This is a genomic window from Nocardia sp. CA-151230, from assembly GCF_050942175.1.
Taxonomy (GTDB): Bacteria; Actinomycetota; Actinomycetes; order Mycobacteriales; family Mycobacteriaceae; genus Nocardia.
In genome coordinates this window covers 8044673-8063447 of the sequence record NZ_CP192061.1, presented here as the reverse complement: position 1 = coordinate 8063447, position 18775 = coordinate 8044673, and the positions used below count along the sequence as shown (strand labels likewise).

The following is an 18775-nucleotide window of genomic DNA, read 5'->3' as shown; positions in this document are numbered from 1 at the left end:
CGAACAGGGGTGCCAGACGGGCCCATTGGTCGGTAGTTGGTCCTGTTCGAGCCACCACACCCGACCCCAGGCTGACCCGATCCTATGGACGACGGCGCCCGCATTGCCGTAGAGACCGCGCGTGACGCCGAGGCCCGGGTGCGGGAGTTGCACTCGTGCTCTTCGGCGACGAGGCGTTCCGAATCTTCGCCGCGGCACTCGCCGCGAATCAGGGTGCCTGAGCGGGCGAATTCCGGGTTTGCCCCGATGTGCGCCAAACCTCTTGTGCGACAAGCTGAATCCCGGATACGGACGCTGTAGATAAGGAGTTTCACGCATGGCTCAACGATTGCTGGTCGGTCTGGGTACTGCCGCTCTGATCGTCGCCGCGGCCGGCGCGCTCGCCCCGGCGGCGAACGCCACGGACCTGGCCGAAGGGGTGTCGTGCAACGATCGCAGTTGCCGCAACGACACCGACGACGTCTACCGCGTGCAGGCCCGGGTGCGGTGCACGGGCACCGTTGGCCCGCACGAGATCTCGTTCTTGGTCAACAGCCACTCCACCCAACAGGTAAGTGCCTCATGCCCGGATGAGTGGTTCAGCAAACACCGAATCATCGATTGGAACACTGTGAGGGGCATCGACTACCTGAGCGCCACGGTCGACAACAGCAGCCGTCGCCCGGCTCCGGCACCCAGCGGGTCCTGATTCGGACGATATCGCCCCGAGCCCGCACCGCCGTCGACACCGTGCGTGGCGGCGAGACCCGGGTTCGGCACGTTCGGGTCAGCAACCTCGGGGACTGGTTGCAAAGGACACCGCCGAGCAGGTGATCGAGCAGGCTGCGCTGTACACGCCGCACATGCGCTCTGGCAGCAAGCCCATGACCGTCGTCGGTGCCGCCCGGGTCTCGGAAGCCTCGCTGGTCAACGAGGAAGAGGGCACTTGGCTGCTTCAACGGCTGCCCTGACCGGCCGGGCGGCCTGACTGCCGCTCTGCCGAAACCGCAAGGGCCCTGCTTCACAGCAGGGGCCCTTGCGGGTCGGGTGTGACCCCGGCAGCGGCACGCATGGCTGTGCAACGGAATTGGCGAGTAGGTGCTCTTCGGTGGCGGGTAGTGCCCCGTCCGGCCAGCCGCACGGTACTCGGCATGTGCGCGCCCTGAATCTGCCCGAGTTCACCTCTGGCCGTGGGTCTTCAATCCTGATCGCGTGGCTGCCTTGACCGGCGCGGGCTGCGGCAGGTCAGTGGCGGCTATGCACTGACTGGTGCGGATACCGACGTCGATCCGGTCTGAACACGCACGACCACTGGCGAATTCGCGAAATTCGGGCGATATACAGCCAATAGTGCGCGATTACACCGGTTGTTCCGAACTCGCTTGGTGGGTGAGCGGCAGGCTTCGGGTGGGCACGGCCGATCTTCCGCCGCCCCGCGCTAGCCGATTCGGTCAGCGCGGGATGCGGCTGCGTTGCGGGGCCGTCGCTGCGGTGACCGGCAGTTCCCGACGTTCCGCGCGGACGCCAACGGCCCGAGATGACCTCGGGCCGTTGATCTTCGGACTGTCGCATCCGGCCGCCGTGCAGTGGTGCCGACAGCATCATCGATTACGAATCCAGCTGGGACTTCGAATACGCCGCTACTTGATCGAGTTGGCCAACTGATCGGCATAAGGGGCAGTGAATTTTCCGACAATGGGAAGCTCCGCGCGGACACCGCCGGTGTTGTTCGCCTGGACCATGGCCATGATCCAGACGACGACCGCGAAGACCGCGACTGCGAGTCCGGCGAGGCTGAAGATGATCCCCAGGACTCCGAGGAGCGAGCCGACGATGCTCAGAACAATATTGACCACCGAGACCGCCCCGAAGAAGACGATCGATTGCGAGGCATGGAATTTCACATCGGGATCGTTCTTTCCCACGAATAGGAAGATGATTCCGGTGAGCCACCCCAGCGCGTACGACAGGATCGCGCTGGTCTTTTTGTCCAAGCCGGCGGACTGCGGTTGGTTCGCGGGAGGTTGAGAAGATGTCATGGGGGTAAGTAGACGCCGCGCGCGCCTCCTACCGATCCCAACTTTCAGCACGAAGCCACAGGTCGCGGGCCGGCCGGCGACTGGGATCCCGGACGTGGTTCTCGCGACGAGATGACTGCCGACGAGCTCGAAACGCCTGGGCGATGGGTCATTACACAATCGAGCACCGAAAGGCTGCAGCGCAGCCAAGTTGTCTCCGAGCGAGGAGCGCGGACCGCGCCGGCGGCCGGCAAGCTCACCTGCGATCGCACGCTACAGCGCCGCGAGTTGCTCCTACGTCATGCAATCGGCAGGGCAGGACGTTCGACGGTGTCAGATCGTCTCGGCCCGTTGATCTTCGGCTCAACGGCTTGGCCGGTTCGAACTGCGCGGCTCGCGGCAACGCGGTGCGTTGCCTATTACGTATATGTGTGCACGCGGGATGGTCTGGTCGTAATCACTTCGCATGGCCAGCATTCCCGCAGGGTGTCTGCCTGATCGATTGGTCGCGTTCGCGGCGATCTCACGTGCGCTGCTGGCGGTTCCGGGTCCCAGCGTGGTCCTCATCGGCCGGGCGCTCGCGCACGGGCGGCGCGCAGCGTTCGCGACGATTGTCGGCAGCGCGATCGCTGCGTATGCGCTGGTCATTACCGTGGCCTTCGGAGTCGGGGCGAACTACACCGGCAGGATTCGGCCGGTGCGAACAGCGCAGTACGCGCCATGGGATTGCTTCCCGGTGTTCGCGGTCGGCGCGGAGGCACCCGTGTACAGCCGTGCCGCACCGTCGAATAGCTGGATGTCCGCTCGTCATGGGCGATAGGCTGAGCACCGTCGAAAGGTGAGTTGGTCATGTCCGGTGCTCACAGCCATACCGCGAGGATTGCGCGCGACTGATGATCGACGACGCTGCGAACCGTACCCGCCGTGATGTGAGCATGACGGTAGCGGAGGAGTTGCGCGCACTCGGCTTCGAGGACATCGAAGAGATCGGTTGCGGCGGTTTCGGTGCGGTTTACCGCTGTCGGCAGGTGGGGTTGAATCGCACGGTTGCGGTGAAGGTCCTGACCGGGGAACTGGACGAGGAGAACCGGGCGCGGTTCGTGCGGGAGCAGCGGGCGATGGGCCGGCTGACCGGGCATCCCAATATCGCCACCATGCTGGAGGCCGGTGTCACCAGCAGCGGGCGGCCTTATCTGGTGATGCCGTATTACCCCTTGGACTCGCTGGATGCGCGGATCCGGCAGCACGGTCCGCTTCCGGTGGATGACGTGCTGCGGATCGGGGCCGGGACCGCAGCGGCGCTCGAGAGCGCGCATCGGCTGGGCATCGTGCATCGCGATGTGAAGCCGGGCAATATTCTGTTCACCGATTACGGTGAAATTGCCCTGACCGACTTCGGAATCGCGCGCATCCCCGGCGGGTTCGAAACGGCTGCCGACATTGTGACGGCATCGCCGGCGTTCACCGCGCCGGAGGTGCTCGAGGGCCGCACTCCGACTCCCGCCGCCGATATCTACGGGCTCGGTGCCACCTTGTTCTGCGCACTGACCGGGCATGCTGCCTACGAGCGGCGCAGCGGCGAGCAACTGGTGGCCCAGTTCCTGCGGATCGGCCAGGGGCCGGTGCCGGACCTGCGCGATGGCGGCTTCCCCGCCGAGGTGTGCACCGTCGTGGAATCGGCCATGCACCGCGATCCCGAGCAGCGGCCCTCCGCAGCGGAGCTCGGCGAGGCCATCCGGCAGGTTCAGCAACACTGCGGCTACCCGGCTGGCGAAATGGCCCTGCACAGCGATCCCGCCGCCGCCCGCGACCACGAGCTGCGAAACCGTCTGCCGACCTCGTCGCGAACCATAGGACGCAGCGGCAACGTGCTGCCCGAGTTGACCAGCTTCGTCAACAGGCACGCCGAGTTGACCGAACTCAAAAATCTGCTGACCGTGTCGAGGCTGGTGACGCTGGCCGGGATGGGCGGCGTGGGCAAGACCCGACTGGCACTGCGGGCGGCCGCGGCTGCTCGACGCGATTTCGCCGATGGAGTGTGGGCGATCGATCTGGCCGATGTGCGTGATCCGTCGCTGGTGGCTCCCATCGTCGCTGCCACGCTGGGCATGCGGGTCGATTCGGCCCGGCCGGTCGACGAAACGCTGGTCGAATTACTGCGATCCCGGGAAACCCTGCTCGTCGTGGACAATTGCGAGCAGGTTGCCCAGTCGATGGCAAGCCTGGCCGAAACGTTGTTGTCGGAGTGTCCGGGATTGCGGATCCTGGTCACCAGTCGCGAGCCGCTGGATATCGGCGGAGAAGCGGTGCGGCGGCTGTCGCCGCTGAGCGTTCCTGCCGCCGGCCGCGAGCTGACGCTGCGAGAGCTGCGCAAATACGACGCGGTGATGTTGTTCGCCGATCGCGCCGCGGCGGTCGTGCCCGGCTTCGAGCTGACCGAGGAGAACAAGGCCGCGGTGGTCGGCATCTGTTCCCGGCTGGACGGATTGCCACTGGCGATCGAACTCGCGGCCGCCCGGATGCGCACCATGGCGCCGGAGCAGATTCTGCAGCGGCTCACCGACCGGTTCGCGCTGCTCACCAGGGGTCACCGCACCGCGCCGACACGGCAGCAGGCCCTGCGGTATTGCATCGACTGGAGCTATCAGCTGTGCACCCCGGCCGAGCAGCGGCTGTGGGCCCGATTGTCGGTGTTCGCCGGTGGTTTCGAACTCGACGCCGTCGAGGCGGTGTGCGGTGCCGATATCGAGGCGGCAGAGCTGCTCGATGTGCTGTCCTGGCTGGTGGACAAATCGGTGGTGATCAGGGAAGAATCCCAGGGTGCGGTCCGCTTCCGGATGCTCGACACCGTACGGGACTACGGGCAGGACAAGCTGCGCGAGGCCGGTGCGGGCGAGGATCTGCAGCGTCGGCACCGGGACTTCTACCGACGGCTGGTGCTCGACGCCGAGGCCGACTGGATCAGCGACCGGCAACTCGACTGGATGGCCCGACTCGACCGCGAGCAGCCGAACATCCGTGCCGTGCTCGAATTCTGCATGTCCGACCCGACCGAGCAGTCGGCCGAAGCGGGGCTGCGCATCAGTGCCGCCTCCTTCGTCTTCTGGAGTTTCCGTGGCTTGTTCGGTGAAGGCCGCCGCTGGCTCGACCGCACCCTGGCCCATCCCTGCGCACATTCGACAACCGACCAGGTCCGGGCGCTGCACGCCAGCATCTTCATGGCAACGCGGCAGTGGGACCTCCAGACGGCAGCCACCCTGCTCGCGCAGGGGCGTGTGCTCGCCGAGCGTGATCCCACCCCCATGAATCAGGCGCTGATCGCCTATGCGGAGGGCGATCTGGCTCTCTATCGCAATGAGCCCGCACGCGCGGTGTCGTGTATCAATCGAGCCATCGAGGTGCTGAGCTCCGACCCGCGAGGATGTCTGCACGTTGCTGCGTTGCTGCTTCTCGGTGTGGCGCACGCGCAGCAGGGCGACACCGGACGGGCAGCCGAGTGCTATCAGCGGATCCTGTCCATCACCGAGGCGTGCGGCGAGTCGTTGTTCCGGTCGACTGCTCTGGGAATGACCGGGATCGCGGCGTGGCAGCAGGGTGAGAGCTCCCGCGCACAGGACTTGCTGCGGGAATCGCTGCGGCTCAACCAGCGCATGCGCAGCCTCCTCGTCGCGGCGCTCGATCTCGAAGTGCTGGCGTGGATCGCGGCCGGCACCGACGACCAGCGGTCCGCTGTGCTGATGGGCGCTGCGGCACATATGATGCAGACCGCCCCCGGCGCGGCGATCTACTTCCCGCAGATGGTCGAGGCCCACCTCGACTGCGAGCGTGTCGTGCGTGGCGCGCTCGGTGAAGCGCGCTTCGATGCGGCGTGGCGACGCGGCCAGGCAATGAGAATCAACGCCGCCGTCGCCTACGCGCTGAACGAAGAACAACCGGCCGGCACGCCACCCGCCGGCGGGGCGACGTTGACCAAACGTGAACGCCAGGTGGCGGACCTGGTCGCCCAAGGGCTCACCAACAAGCAGATAGCATCCCGGCTGGTGATCTCCCAGCGCACCGCAGATGCCCACGTCGAGCACATCCTGGCCAAGCTCGGGTTCACCTCTCGCGCCCAGATCGCGGCGTGGATCGCGGACGCGACCCGGCACGAGAGCTGATCGCGTGCCCGCTGCCCAGGCGCACCGGGTTCAACAGACCGACAAGACGCGCTGCATTCGGCAGCAGTGTGCGTGCCGCCGACGTTGGATACCTTCGGCCCGTTGATCTTCCGAGGCGTGCGAGCGCACTCGGGCTACGTGTGGTTCGCGGTGCGACGCCTGATTCACCTTGTGACCAGCCGAGCTTGACTCGGATGAATCAAGATGATTCGATCTGAATCATCATGGTTCCAGTGAATCAACCGACAGAGGGCGCGCCGGCGGCGGCGGTAGCCGCCGCGAATTCGGTTGCGCGCCAGTCGCACCCGCGCCAGCAGTTGGGCGTGGAGCTGCGTCGGTTGCGGGACATGGCAGGCATCTCCGGGCGGGAGCTGGCCAAACGAGTCGGAATCAGTCAGTCGACATTGTCCCGGATCGAAGCCGGCCACGTGGTCCCCCCGCTACCGCAGGTGCTCGACTGGGCCAAAGTAGTTGGGGCAGATGCTGATTCGCAGCATTCACTGCGCACTCTCACGGTAGCGGCGCACTCACCCGAGGTACACGACTGGGCGGCCTCACTCGCGGACCGCCCGCATTTGCAGGACGACGTACGGGCATTCGAGGAGGACGCGCACGTGGTGCGGAACTTCCAGCCCGCACTGGTGCCGGGTCTGCTCCAGACCGCCGACTACGCCCGCCGGGTGTTCGCCACTTTCGATCCGCCCTATACGCCCGACGCTCTGGCGGCCGCACTCGCCGCGCGCCTGGATCGCCAGCGTGTGTTGTACGACCCCACGAAGCGCTTCGAATTCCTGATTACCGAAGCGGCCCTGCGCTTTCGGCCCGGCCCGCATCGCGTGCTCCTCGCCCAACTGGACCGGATCATCTCGATCGAGACCCTCGATACGGTCACCATCGGCGTGATTCCGCAGGATATCGAGGCGAGCACCACGATCCCGCACGGTTTCGTCATCTACGAGAACGAGGACCACGCGCTCGCCTCCGCGGAACCGATCCCGGGAAGCATGGTCACTCGTGGCCCCGAACTCGTCGACGCCCATCGTCGCCGCTGGGTGGCTTTGACTCGAATGGCCATGTTCGACACCGATGCTCGCGGATTCCTCACCGAACTCCGGGAGGAAATCCACCGCATCGCAACCAATTGACCTGTTTCCAGCGGCCGTCGAGGGGTCGGCCGCACGTGGGGGAGGTGGTGTCGCAGCAAATTCGCTGCGACACCACCTGACCCGTCAGTCGCCGAAATCGAATTCGCCGGCCCGCACACCTGACATGAACGCTCGCCACTCGGATTTCGTGAACCACAGTGTCGGGCTGTACCGATCCTTGGAATCACGCAATGCGATCCGGCCTTCGTGGTACGCGACCTCGACGCAATCGCCGCCGCCGTAGCTGAAGCTGCTCTTGGCGAACCTCGGGCCGCGATGCTCCCCGCGAATCATATTGCCGCTCATGGCATTCATTCCTTCCCCCGGAGGGTCACTCCCCATGACCCTTCTTGTGAATCGCTGACGCCCAATACAGTGTTATCCGAACCGCCAGCAGCGCAACTGAATTCGTCGGGGCCCGCGCGCCGGCACATCGAAATGCTCATGAACGCAACCCTACGGCGACCCACCGACAAACCACCGTGGCGCACGGATCGCAGGTACGGCATGCATCAGCTACAGGCTGGCCACTACGTGGCTACCAGTCGCCGCGACAGTCTGCGCTGCACGACAACAGATCTGATCCTGGGCCGGCTCACCGTCGGCACCCGGCCACCCACACCCGAATACCGGATCGACAAGACCCCCACCCCGGCAATGGTGCAGACCGACGCAGGCAAACAGCAGCCATGATCGGCCCGTGCACCAACCACCGGTCGGACACCCTCAGCGAGCCGATCTCGCGCGGACACGGGCCGGCTGGTCATCGCGGTAGCTGGCTAGTGGCGGACGTTCTGCACCGCACCAGGTTTCGGCCGCCGACACCTCGCGCTGGCCGGTTCGGTCAGCGCGGTATGCGGCAGAATAGTGCGTTGCGAACCAGCATGCCGCGCGGTCACCCACTCACCTGATCGACAAGTCCTCGGTCTCGATGACGTCGGCGGCGGTATCCCCACCGAAGACGTCACGATGTCCGCGCGCGGTGTCCATGTATTCGCGAACCCTGTGGATGAGGCCGTCCCGCAACTCGAAGATGAAGCAATAGTCATTGCGGTACGCGTTCCCGTTCGCCAGCCTGGCGCTCATCGTTTCCTCCACGATCACGCGATCCCCGTCGACGTAGAAGCCGTGGAAATCCACAGCGACGTCACTGACGAACAACCGCGAGAACTCGTGTGCGAGAAAGTGTGTGATGGCCTGATTGCCGATCATGTGGCTAGGAGCGTCGAGCGCGACCGCGGTCGCGTTGCCCGCTGGAGCCAGCCATTCGGCGTCGGCGGTGAAGAACGCGGCGATCTGCTCCGCGTCGTGACTGGCGAACGCCCGCCACGCCGCCTGGACGATGGCCCTGCTGTCGGTGGTCATGGCTCGACGGTACAAACATCCACACCCGTCGTACTGGCGGGAAACGGACGAGATCATCCGAACTCCGGCTGCCCTCCCCACCGAAAGATCCAGCCCGGCAACGGAACAGCGCGTCGATCTGGAGACGATAGGGACAACCTTCCGAAACATCCGCTATTCCGTCCATGTGGAGGTTTGCCGGATGCCGGCTCATGTACGTGCGAGCGCAGGGACCAGAAGCGCTTCAAGTCCCCTTCGCCCACCGAGGTAGTGCGATATAGCCGCAAGTCAGAGGGTGTTTTCCCTGGCTCGGCCCGCGCTGCCCGACAAGGCGAGAGTCAGTGCCGGGCTCCTCCTTTTCGCTGGTGGTGGCGACGGCCCAGGCCTAACATCAGACGTGTCGGGGAATGTCAATGCAGGTCGGCCGGTACTCGCTCGTGGTCCGATACCTGCGAACGGCCGCTGCAGCCGGGCGCCCGCCTGGCCGGGGCCTACGAAAAACTCGACAATCCGCCGGTGAGGTCCGCGCGAACTCGCCGGAAGAAGGTGATGATCATGACCAACAAGACGCACCGAACTGCCACATGCCGGCTGCTCGTGAATGTCGCGCTCGTTGGAGCCGCGATAGCGGTTCCGATGACGGCGGCGGCTCCTGCCATGGCTGCGACGACGCCCGCGCCCGGTGTGGTGCAGGTTGATCGCGCTCGGGACGGCGGCGATGACGGCAGCGGTCAGGGCGGTGACTGGGGTAATGGTGGTTGGGCCAATGGTGAATGGGGTGATTGGGGTGATTGGGGTAGTGGCGACTGGGGTAGTGGCGACTTGTTCGGTAGCTGACCGAACGGATCTGTGCCGGATAGACCGCCACACCAATCCGGCTCGAAGCCAATCGACGACGGCGACGTCAGCTCCCACCGGCAATTCCACCTCACCCGGGAAAACCGGCGCACCCACCCAACGATCACCAACTCGCCGCCTGATCAACCGTTCCTACTGAGGAACTGAACCCACCTCGACTCGCTCTGGTTTGTCAGCAGCAACGCCGGAGTTCGGTGAGAAGGGCAGGACAAGGGGGTCTCCTGCTCGACTGCGCGCAGAGCTTGTACAGGACGTTGGGTGCCGACCAGTCGACCGCCGGCCGACTGATTCCCGTGCACTGATGGACGCGCACCATTCCCCCGCCTTACCGTCGGTGTTGTTGCCGCCTCGAGTATCGGTGTGTGCTCGATGGTTGCGCGATAGGCTTTGGAGGTGCCAGTCAAAGCGGATGGCACCAAGGCTGTGTCGAACATTTCGGTGTGGTTGTCGAACCTCGCGTGGGGCCACACCTCGGGGATTCGCGTCTCGGGGTATCGACGTGGCGTATGAGTACCTCGAGGATCTGATCATCGATCCGGCCGAACGGAGCCGTACGGCGCTTGCCGAGGCGGTGGCCCGGTTTTCGCAGGCGTGGGTGGCGTCCGGGTACCCTCCCGACCTGTCGGCGTACCTGCCCGATGCGGATGCCGATGCCGATGCCGACCGTCGTGCGGTGCTGGTGGAGCTGATCAAGGTCGATCTCGAGAACCGCTGGGTTCGGCATCACTTTCCCAAGCGCCTCGCCGAGTATTGCGAGCAGTACGCCGAGTTGCGGAGTGGCCCACTCCCTGCGGACCTGGTCTACGAGGAATACCACGCCCTGCGTCGCGGCTCGCAGCCGGTCGCGGGAGAAGAGACGACCGAACCCGGGGCCACCGAGCCCGCGGCCACGGAGATCGGTTTATCTCCTGTCGCTCTGGACGCTATCGAATATCGCAGCACGATGGTTGCTCGTCCGAGCGCGCAGGTTGCTCTCGGGGCGATCAATCCGGGGGATCGGGTCGGGGATTTCGATCTGTTGACGATGATCGGGGAGGGTGCGTTCGCGCGGGTGTATCTCGCGCGGCAGCGTTCGATGCAGCGGCTGGTCGCGGTGAAGATTTCGCACAATCACGGCACCGAGCCGGAGACCCTGGCCCAGTTGGACCACGAATACATCGTGCGGATCTTCGACCAGCGTCTGATCGCCGATGGCGAGCTGAAGTTGCTCTATATGCAGTATCTGCCGGGTGGCACGCTGCTCGATGTGCTGACTCGGCTGCGGTCGACCCCGGTGCAGGCCCGTAGTGGGCAGGTGTTGCTCGATGCGATCGATGGGGTGCTCAAGGACAAGGGCGAGGTTCGTCCTGCCGAGACGGCGGTGCGGGCGCGGATCGCGGCGATGACGTGGCCGGAGACGGTCGCCTGGCTGGGTCGCCGACTCGCTGATGCGCTCGGGCACGCCGCGGGGCGCGGGGTGCTGCATCGCGACATCAAACCGGCGAACGTGTTGTTGAGTGCGGACGGTATACCCAAGCTCGCCGACTTCAATGTCAGCTTCAGCCAACAGATCCGGGGTACCAGTCCGCTGGCGTACTTCGGTGGATCGCTGGCCTACATGTCGCCCGAACAGCTCGAAGCGTGCCATCCGGAGCTACCGGGGACCGCCGGTGACCTCGACACGCGAAGCGACATCTACGCGCTGGCCGTCATGCTGTGGGCGTTGCTCACCGGACGTATCCCGTTCGCCGACGAGGAATCCGCCGGCATGTCGGAGACGTCGCTGGGCCGCATGCTCGAACTGCGCCGCCGGCCCATCGATCCGCGGTTCCTGTCCGAGGTTCCCTCCGATTGTCCTGCGGCGCTGCGGCAGGTGCTGCTGACGTGCCTGTCACCGGAGCGTGAGCACCGTTACGGCAGCGGATCGGAATTGGCTCTGCAGCTGGATCTGTGCCTCGACGCGCGGGCCCGTGACCTCGTCTATCCACCGGAGAACAGTTGGCGGGCACGGCTTTCGCGCCATCCCGTCCCGATCCTGTGGCTCATCGCCTTGGTCGGCGTCGGACCGGCATTGGTCTACCTGTACGGGCAGAGCTTGCAGTTCGGCAGAGGGCGCCCGTCAGGGGCCGTCCACTCGGAGCTCATCCATGCCTCGAACACCTTCCATCTGATCGCCTGGCCGCTGGCCATCATGAGCTGGGTCTACCTGTGCCGCCATCTGATCGCGGTGCCACGCGGCCTGCGCGCGGGCAGACGCTACAGCGAGGCGATGCTGGCCCGGGTCCGTTCGCGCACCCTGTTCTGGGCCGACTTCAACGTGATGTTCACCCTGGTGTTCTGGATGATCGGCGCGGGGGTGTGGGTGGCGCTGCTCAGCGCGATAGCCGCTCGTCCGCCGCGGCTGTTGGCCCACGCGGCGATGCTGGTGCTGGTATGCGGCGCGATCGCGGTCTCCTACATGTTCTTCCTGCAGACGTTCTACATCGTCCGCTGCGTCTACCCGATCTACCTGCGCTATGGGCACACGACCGTTCGCGATGCCGCCCGCCTCCGGGCACTGCACCGACGAAGCACGGTCTACCTCGGCATCGCCGCATCGGTGCCCCTGGTCGCCGTGCTGACCGGATTCCTCTACCTCGAGCCGGACGAGCGCGTCCGCATCATGAATTCGGTGCTGTGGTTGTGCGGGATCACCGGGCTCGCGTTCGTGGCCACCTATTGGCTGTTCCGAAAACTGGACGCGGACCTGAGAGCCCTCGAATGGGTCGTCGAGAAGCGATCGGGTGTCGAGGTCACATGAGCACTCCCCAGCCGATGCGAGGAGGCCGGTCAGGACATGCCGCGCTCGTTCGGCGAGGTGCGGATCAGTTCTGCGGCGCGGGTTGAGGCTGCGGATCGGCCCACTTGGAGGTACCCGGTGCGGCCTGCCAGGTGTTCAGCAGGTCGATGCCCGCGGCGATCAACGTCGGGCCGCCCGCCACCAGGCCACCGATGATTCCGCCCGCCGGGACCCCGGCAACACCGCCGGGGATGCAGCCGATCGCGATGCTGGCGACGCACCCGACGACGAAACCGATTATCCCGCCGACCAATGCGCCGACCTGACCGGCGACCGACAGCTTGCTGCTGAATTCGTTCAACGCTCGCTGGTCCTCCGTGGGAGAGGCAATCGGCTGGAGCGCGAGCTGCTGGTTGGAGATCTGCACTCCTTCCGGCTTCGTCGGTGTGATCTCGAGAACGGTGTCATCGTTCTTCGTGACCGCTTTGACCGGAACCCGGACGTCCCCGATCCGATAGTCGAGCGGCAGCGACAGTACCGTCGCGCCGGCATCGTCCTTGATGTCGGCCACCTGGGTCTTCGGAGCGTCGGACGTTGTGCCGTCCTGCTCGCTCAGCGCGAACCGCGCGCCCCGCAGCGTGGCGACGACGGTCTTGTCGACCACCTTGAGTGAGTACTTGATCCCCGGGGCGGCCGGGGCGGCGGGCTCGGCATGCACGGTCCCCAGGTCGGCGGTCAGTGCGCCGACAACCAGTACGGAAGCCGCGGTGGCGCTGCGGAATTTCATTCGATGTCCCAATCCGTCGTCGGGTTGCCCGCACAACCATCGCCATGTGAGACATCTTGTCCCCCAAGGAGATTCCACCAAGATCGGTGGCAATAGCGGTGCGGCCAACGGCAATCCTGACCAGGCTAGAACGGGGTGTGGCCGGAAGGGGACGCCGATGATCCCCGATAGAGCACACGATGATCATTTAGTGATGCGGTGACGGATTGCCGACGACGTTCCGTGCCGGGTGCGACGTCTCGCGGGCAATCGGGGCCCTGTCGGTCTCTGCTGACTGGACAATCCCGCGATCGAAGAGCTGGCGCAGAACCTTTGCAGGCCAACCGGTTTCAGGTTGCCTTGCAAGTCCGATGGTCATGGGCTCGCCCTATCGAAGGGCGATCAGCGGCCATCGGATAGGCGACGCTTATCGATCGGCCACCTCGGTTCTCTCGGTCAGAGGACCGTTTCGCCGTCGGATTCGGGGGCCTCGGTCCGGCGGCGGAGGACGTGTGGGATGCGGGCCGCGGGTGGGATGACGATGCCGGCGTCGGCGATCCTGGTCGCTGCTTGTTCGGGGTCGGCAGGATTGCCGACGGTGGGGCCGTGACCGATGGGGACTACCGAGTGGACGATGGTGTCGGGGTAGACATGGACGTAGTTGAAGGCTTGGGCGCCGTCGCGGCCGCGTTGGCCGCCTTCGGCGGCGGCCATGTCCTGGCTGTAGCAGGTGGCCGAGGCCACTGAGACAGGGATGCCGGCGAAGGTGGCGGTGCTCGAAAGGTGCAGGTGCCCGGCGAGGATGGCGCGGACATCGGTGCCGTCGAGGACGTCGGCGAGGCGCCGCTGGTCGCGTAGTTCGACCAGGACGGCCAGGTCCTGGACGCAGGGGATGGGCGGGTGGTGCATGGCGAGGATGGTTCCGAAGGGAGCGGGTTCGGCGAGAACCTCACGCAGCCAGGCCAATTGGTCGTCGGTGATCTCGCCCCAGTGATGGCCGGGGACGGTGGTGTCGAGGGCGATGACGCGCAACCCGTCGAACATGTGCACGGCGTCGAACGGTGCGCCGGAAGCCACGTCGTCCAGAGGTACTGCGTCGAGGAGTTCCTTGCGCAGGGCCGCGCGGTCGTCGTGGTTACCGGCGACCCATACCACGGGTGCGCCGATCCGTTCGGCCCACGGCTCCACCAGATCCCGCAGCTTGCGGTACGCGCCGGGCTCGCCCTGGTCGGCGAGGTCGCCGGTGAAGACGATGGCGGTCGGCGCGATGCGGCTCGCCTCGGCCTGCCCGAGCAGCGTGGTCAGCCGCGCCTCGGCGTCGACCGCACCGTAGAGCTCGGTGTCGGCGGCGATCAGATGGGTGTCGCTGAAATGGAACAGGACATGATCTGCCCTCGGATACTCGGCGACTCGCGAGATGTGCACGGACATCCTCCCCGGCGTTGGTGGTATGCGCCCTGGGCTTGCCGACCCTGTCGACTGCGCTTGCCGAATTCGTCGCCAGAATAGCGAAGCCCGTTTCTTTCAGGTTGCCCACGCCCAGTGACGACATGCTTGCGGGGAGGTGAGATTTGGGTGTCGGGCTAGTGCCCGAGGCTACCGGCCAGCACTCGCGGATTCGCCTGCTCCTGCGCATGCAGCAAGGTGAAGAAGCGGCGCAGCATCAGGGCAGCGGTGGCGGCCAGACCGGCGGTCAGACCCCACCACACGCCCGCCGCGCCCAGGTTGGCGGGGAACGCGAGCAGCAGCGCCGTGGGCAATCCCACACCCCAGTACCCGACGAGGGAGAGCCGGAACCCGGCCTTGGTGTCCTTGAGTCCGCGCAGCAGCCCGACCCCGATGTTCTGGGCGGCGTCGAAGAACTGCAGGACGATGGCGATCAGCAGCAGCGTGTGCGCCGGTGCCACCGTGGCCGGATCACTGTCGGCCAGGAACGGTCGCAGCACCCGGTCCGGCGCCAGCACATACGCGATCCCCGTGACCCCCGCGACCACTGCCACGCACCGCAGCGCCAGCCACGCCACCGATCGCGCATGCGCGAACTCGTCCCGCGCCACCGCCTTGCTCACCAGGATCGACGCCCCGTGCGAGAGCCCGATCGCCACCTGGAACACGATGTACACGATCTGATAGACGACATTGTGCGCCGCCAGCGCCGCCGCACCCAGACTCCCCATCACCAGCGCCAGCACCGAGAACATGCCCGCCTCCGACCCGTAGGTCAGCGCGATCGGCGTCCCCAGCCGCAACTCCTCCCACACCGTCGCAGCAGGCACCGGCCACATCCGAACCGGAAGTGTCGCACCGAGTTTCGGGTCCCGCCGCACCATCGCCCAGAACACCCCGAAGGTGATCAGGAAAACCAGCGAGGTCGCCACGCCGACCCCGGTCAGCCCCAGTTCGGGCAGCCCGGCCCAGCCGTGCACGAACGTCAGCGCCAGCACCAGATTCAGCACCACCGACCCCAGTGTCACCAGCAGCAGGGCCTGCGGCCGCTGCATCCCGACGGTGTACTGCCGCAACACCTGAAACCACAGGCACGGCACCAATCCCGGCGCCAGCGCGACCATCATCGGCCGCGCCTCCGCGAGCACCTGAGCATCCTGCCCCAGCCACCGCAGGGCCCACCCGAGCCCGATGAGCAGTGCGCCGCCGAGCAATCCGGCGACGGTCGCGATCAGAAAGCTCGACCGCACCACCTCCCGGACCTCCGCCTCGGCTCCCCGCCCCTGCTTCTCGGCCCGGCTCACCACCGTCGCCACCTGATTACCCGTCCCGGTGATCAGCCCCACACACATGGTCCGAATCTGGTTGAACAACACCAGCGCCAACCCGCCCGCGGCCACCTCCCGCACCCCGAGCGTCCCCATCAACGCAATATTCGTGGTGGACAACGCAACCTGAGCCAGCTGGGTCACAGCGATGGGCGTGGCAAGCGAAGTCAGCGCCCGCCCATCGGATTGCCGGAGCGCCCCGATCATTTCGTGGCAGCCCCGTCCGCGTCGTTGGGCGCCGGATCGGCCACCAGAATCGTGTGGGTGGCCGGCCGCCCGGACGCCGAGCCCCGCATGGTCGCGAGCAGCTGATCGACCATCGCGCACTGGTCGTCCAGCCGCTGCCGGTGCTTCTCGAGGGCCAGGTGGACGTCGTTGTCATTGCCGCTCGCCAGCAGCTCGCCGATTTCGTGCGGCGGCATGTCGACCCGGCGCAGCAGGTGAATCAGGTTGGCCTGCGGCACCTTCGCGTCGGCGTAGTCCCCGAGATTCGCGCCGGTGAGTCCCTTCTCGACCGCGACGTTGTCCGGCAACGCACGATGGAGGTGACGACGCACGGTGAGTTCGCCGGGATCCGGACGGCTGGGCGGTGCATAGGTCTTCAGCAGCTCCACGACCTTGGTCTCGCGTTCCGGAGCGATCAGGTCTCGGTCGCTCATCCAGGTGGCGTCGAAAACGGTGTCCAGGTACTTCTCCCCGTCATCATTGATGATGACGACCACGGTGGAGAAGTCCGGGTACTGCTCGAGCCGGGTCAGGGCCGCGTACACCGAACTACCGGAGGAACCGCCGATCAGCAACCCCACGGTGGCGGCCAGCGCCCGGGCGGTGGCGAACGCGTCGACGTCGGAGACCTTCACCCGATCGCGTTCCTCGATCAGGTGGAGATCCTGGTCCACATGGATTCCGGGGGTGGCGCCGAGCGGCGTTCCGGTGCCCGACTGCCAATAGTCGTGGGCCGGACCGCCGAAGGCGATCGAACCCTCGGGCTCCACGCCGACCAAGCGTGGCGCGCATCCGTGGTCGCGGAGCCCGCGAGCCGTACCGAACAGCGAACCCCCGGTGCCCACCGCACCGACCAGAATGTCGATCCGCTCGAGGTCCTCGAGCAGTTCCTCGGCCAGCGCGTGGTAGCCGACGCCATTGGCGAGGTTGTCGTGCTGTGCGGGAAAGTAGGCGCCGGGGCCCTCCTCCTGCGCCATCTGCGCTGCGCGTTCTTCCCGCGCCGAGGTCGAGAGGCCGTCGTCGCCGTCGTCGGAGACGAATTCGAGCTCGGTTCCCATCGCGCGCATGGCATTCAACTTCGCCGGGCACGCGTGGTGGTCGACCACGGCTGTGAACCGATACCCGCGTTCCCGCGCCACCACGGCCAATCCCAAACCCGTATTCCCGGAGGTCGATTCGATGATATGGCCTCCCGGCAGCAGCTGTCCGCGCTGTTCCGCGTCGAGCACCATGGCCCGGGCCATCCGAATTTTGGCCGTGCCCGTCGGGTTCATGGTTTCGAGCTTCAGTAGCAGCCGTGTCCCGGTCTCGGGGCTGACGGCCAGCTCGAACAGCGGTGTCCGTCCGATGAGTTCGGACACTCGCCTGACAATAACCGGCATCGAGTACTTCTCCTCGGGAAAGTCGATGGAGTGTGTAGCGGGCGGTGAGCGCGAAACTTTTCAGATCGGGAAACCGTCGGTGTCGAGGGTCCAATCGAATTGTCGTCCATCCGGTGAGCTTCGTAACACTATCTTCGGCGGTATGGGCAAGTCGTGGAATGACGACTCGTTGCTGTCCATCTGATAACCGGCCGTATTCGGGTAGATGAGCAGATCGTCCGTGGCCGCCGGGCGGGGGAGTGGGATACGACGCCGGCTCAGCATGTCCTCTTCGAGGCAGGAGGATCCGCCGACGCAGGTCGGGGTGGGATTTCCCGCACTTCGCGGCCACAGGACGGGATCAGGCAGATATTCACTGTCGAACCATTGTTCGGAGAGGCTCAGGCTGGTGCCGTTCGCGGTGACGATGAGATACGGGACTTCGTGTGCGGTCCTGACTTTCACGCCCTGGATTCCGAATACGGTGCTACCCGCACCGTCGAGCAGGGCTCGTCCGGGTTCGATTGCCAGTCGAATTCCGTGTCGGCGCAAAAGCTTCGCCAGATCCTGATATTCCAGAATGGCCGCCAGCATCGCCGGGCCGGGGACCGGGCAGTGGTAGGGATAATAGGAGTCCGGGGCGCGGTCGCGGTGGAACCACCGCGGGTTGACGCCGCCGATGAAGGCTTCCCACGCCCGCGCGGGGACGTAATCGACGCCGAACCCGCCGCCTACGGAGATGGTGGTGATGGGATGGCCGAGAGCGCGCGCTTCGCGGCAACGCTCGATCAGCGCCAGGGCCAGCTCGGCGCGCGGTGCGGCTTCATAGCCGCTGAGGTGAAAGCTGAAGCCTTCCAGGCGAATCGAGTTCGTGTCGGCGAAGGTCAGCGCGCGGTCGACTTCGTCGGACGTCATTCCGAGGCGGCTGTCCGAACCCGGTGGCAGGACCCGCAGGAGTACCCGGCTGGTGATACCGATTGCGCGCAGGCGCGCGAGCTCATCGAGATCGTCGACGGCGATCAGGGCCCCGGCCCGGGTGGCCAGGTCCAGCAGCCGGTTCGACTTCGCGGGGCCGGTCACCATCAGGTCGCATCCCCGGATGCCTCCGCTCATGGCCGCTTTCAGTTCGCCGACGCTGGCGACATCGATGCCGGAGTCGGCTTCGGCACAGGCGCGGACGACACACGCTGCCTTGTTGGCCTTCTTCCCGTAGAAGATCGCACCCACGACATCGGCGCGGGTGAAGACCCGCTCGAAGGCTCGAATATTCGCAACGATCCGGTCCGGATACATGACATGGAATGGTCCACCGATCGTGTCGGCCATCTCCCGCAGCAGCTTCGTGTCGGCGAGTAGCTGCTCTTCCCAATCGGGGCGGTGGGCCGGCATC

14 protein-coding genes and 1 pseudogene are annotated in these 18775 nt (G+C 66.0%); 7 read left to right on the top strand and 8 right to left on the bottom strand.

What is annotated here, in order from left to right:
* Positions 1–316 precede the first annotated feature (316 nt).
* Positions 317–688 (top strand): hypothetical protein, encoded by a 372-nt coding sequence (locus ACQP1O_RS37910; protein ID WP_433563124.1) that lies wholly within the window; start codon positions 317–319, stop codon positions 686–688.
* 121 nt (positions 689–809) lie between these two features.
* On the top strand, positions 810–950 hold the full coding sequence (locus tag ACQP1O_RS37905) for a hypothetical protein (RefSeq protein WP_433563123.1): 141 nt from the start codon (positions 810–812) through the stop codon (positions 948–950).
* 669 nt (positions 951–1619) lie between these two features.
* On the opposite strand, the gene ACQP1O_RS37900 is transcribed toward ACQP1O_RS37905, so the two are convergent.
* The gene (locus ACQP1O_RS37900) at positions 1620–1973 is read right to left on the bottom strand and encodes a DUF4870 domain-containing protein (RefSeq protein WP_433563122.1); all 354 of its coding nucleotides are present in this window, start codon (positions 1971–1973) and stop codon (positions 1620–1622) included.
* 917 nt (positions 1974–2890) lie between these two features.
* Between ACQP1O_RS37900 and ACQP1O_RS37895 the strand changes: the two genes are divergently transcribed.
* Both ACQP1O_RS37895 and ACQP1O_RS37890 read left to right on the top strand, forming a co-directional pair.
* Positions 2891–6154, top strand: a complete 3264-nt coding sequence (locus ACQP1O_RS37895; protein ID WP_433563121.1) for a protein kinase domain-containing protein — start codon at positions 2891–2893, stop codon at positions 6152–6154.
* 233 nt (positions 6155–6387) lie between these two features.
* A complete protein-coding gene (locus tag ACQP1O_RS37890) occupies positions 6388–7299 on the top strand; it encodes a helix-turn-helix domain-containing protein (RefSeq protein WP_433563120.1) in 912 nt (303 codons plus the stop codon).
* Positions 7300–7383: 84 nt separating this feature from the next.
* On the opposite strand, the gene ACQP1O_RS37885 is transcribed toward ACQP1O_RS37890, so the two are convergent.
* Positions 7384–7605, bottom strand: a complete 222-nt coding sequence (locus tag ACQP1O_RS37885; protein ID WP_433563119.1) for a DUF397 domain-containing protein — start codon at positions 7603–7605, stop codon at positions 7384–7386.
* Positions 7606–7833: 228 nt separating this feature from the next.
* On the opposite strand from ACQP1O_RS37885, the gene ACQP1O_RS37880 reads away from it, so the two are divergent.
* Positions 7834–7992 (top strand): hypothetical protein, encoded by a 159-nt coding sequence (locus ACQP1O_RS37880; protein WP_433563118.1) that lies wholly within the window; start codon positions 7834–7836, stop codon positions 7990–7992.
* Positions 7993–8202: 210 nt separating this feature from the next.
* On the opposite strand, the gene ACQP1O_RS37875 is transcribed toward ACQP1O_RS37880, so the two are convergent.
* The gene (locus ACQP1O_RS37875) at positions 8203–8664 is read right to left on the bottom strand and encodes a nuclear transport factor 2 family protein (RefSeq protein WP_433563117.1); all 462 of its coding nucleotides are present in this window, start codon (positions 8662–8664) and stop codon (positions 8203–8205) included.
* A 534-nt stretch (positions 8665–9198) separates the two neighbouring features.
* Here ACQP1O_RS37875 and ACQP1O_RS37870 point away from each other — a divergent pair.
* Positions 9199–9480 (top strand): hypothetical protein, encoded by a 282-nt coding sequence (locus ACQP1O_RS37870; RefSeq protein WP_433563116.1) that lies wholly within the window; start codon positions 9199–9201, stop codon positions 9478–9480.
* Between the two features lie 520 nt (positions 9481–10000).
* Positions 10001–12280: a serine/threonine-protein kinase gene (locus ACQP1O_RS37865; RefSeq protein ID WP_433563115.1), complete on the top strand. Its 2280-nt coding sequence runs from the start codon at positions 10001–10003 to the stop codon at positions 12278–12280.
* 64 nt (positions 12281–12344) lie between these two features.
* Here the strand turns inward: ACQP1O_RS37865 and ACQP1O_RS37860 are convergent, their stop codons facing one another.
* From ACQP1O_RS37860 to ACQP1O_RS37840, 5 genes and pseudogenes are all read right to left on the bottom strand, one after another.
* Positions 12345–13046 (bottom strand): hypothetical protein, encoded by a 702-nt coding sequence (locus tag ACQP1O_RS37860; protein ID WP_433563114.1) that lies wholly within the window; start codon positions 13044–13046, stop codon positions 12345–12347.
* A 435-nt stretch (positions 13047–13481) separates the two neighbouring features.
* Positions 13482–14450: a phosphodiesterase gene (locus tag ACQP1O_RS37855; protein ID WP_433563113.1), complete on the bottom strand. Its 969-nt coding sequence runs from the start codon at positions 14448–14450 to the stop codon at positions 13482–13484.
* Positions 14451–14608: 158 nt separating this feature from the next.
* The gene (locus ACQP1O_RS37850) at positions 14609–16006 is read right to left on the bottom strand and encodes an MATE family efflux transporter (RefSeq protein ID WP_433563112.1); all 1398 of its coding nucleotides are present in this window, start codon (positions 16004–16006) and stop codon (positions 14609–14611) included.
* A 350-nt stretch (positions 16007–16356) separates the two neighbouring features.
* A pseudogene (locus ACQP1O_RS37845) lies at positions 16357–17406 on the bottom strand (cysteine synthase family protein); the annotation flags it as partial.
* Between the two features lie 60 nt (positions 17407–17466).
* Positions 17467–18678: an alanine racemase gene (locus ACQP1O_RS37840; protein WP_433567927.1), complete on the bottom strand. Its 1212-nt coding sequence runs from the start codon at positions 18676–18678 to the stop codon at positions 17467–17469.
* Positions 18679–18775 lie beyond the last annotated feature (97 nt).

Bases quoted from the DNA above. Each gene is read 5' to 3' on its own strand.
- ACQP1O_RS37910 (WP_433563124.1), top strand. From the start codon at position 317: ATGGCTCAACGATTGCTGGTCGGTCTGGGTACTGCCGCTCTGATCGTC.
- ACQP1O_RS37895 (WP_433563121.1), top strand. From the start codon at position 2,891: ATGATCGACGACGCTGCGAACCGTACCCGCCGTGATGTGAGCATGACG.
- ACQP1O_RS37885 (WP_433563119.1), bottom strand. From the start codon at position 7,605: ATGAGCGGCAATATGATTCGCGGGGAGCATCGCGGCCCGAGGTTCGCC.
- ACQP1O_RS37875 (WP_433563117.1), bottom strand. From the start codon at position 8,664: ATGACCACCGACAGCAGGGCCATCGTCCAGGCGGCGTGGCGGGCGTTC.
- ACQP1O_RS37870 (WP_433563116.1), top strand. From the start codon at position 9,199: ATGACCAACAAGACGCACCGAACTGCCACATGCCGGCTGCTCGTGAAT.
- ACQP1O_RS37860 (WP_433563114.1), bottom strand. From the start codon at position 13,046: ATGAAATTCCGCAGCGCCACCGCGGCTTCCGTACTGGTTGTCGGCGCA.
- ACQP1O_RS37850 (WP_433563112.1), bottom strand. From the start codon at position 16,006: ATGATCGGGGCGCTCCGGCAATCCGATGGGCGGGCGCTGACTTCGCTT.
- ACQP1O_RS37840 (WP_433567927.1), bottom strand. From the start codon at position 18,678: ATGTATCCGGACCGGATCGTTGCGAATATTCGAGCCTTCGAGCGGGTC.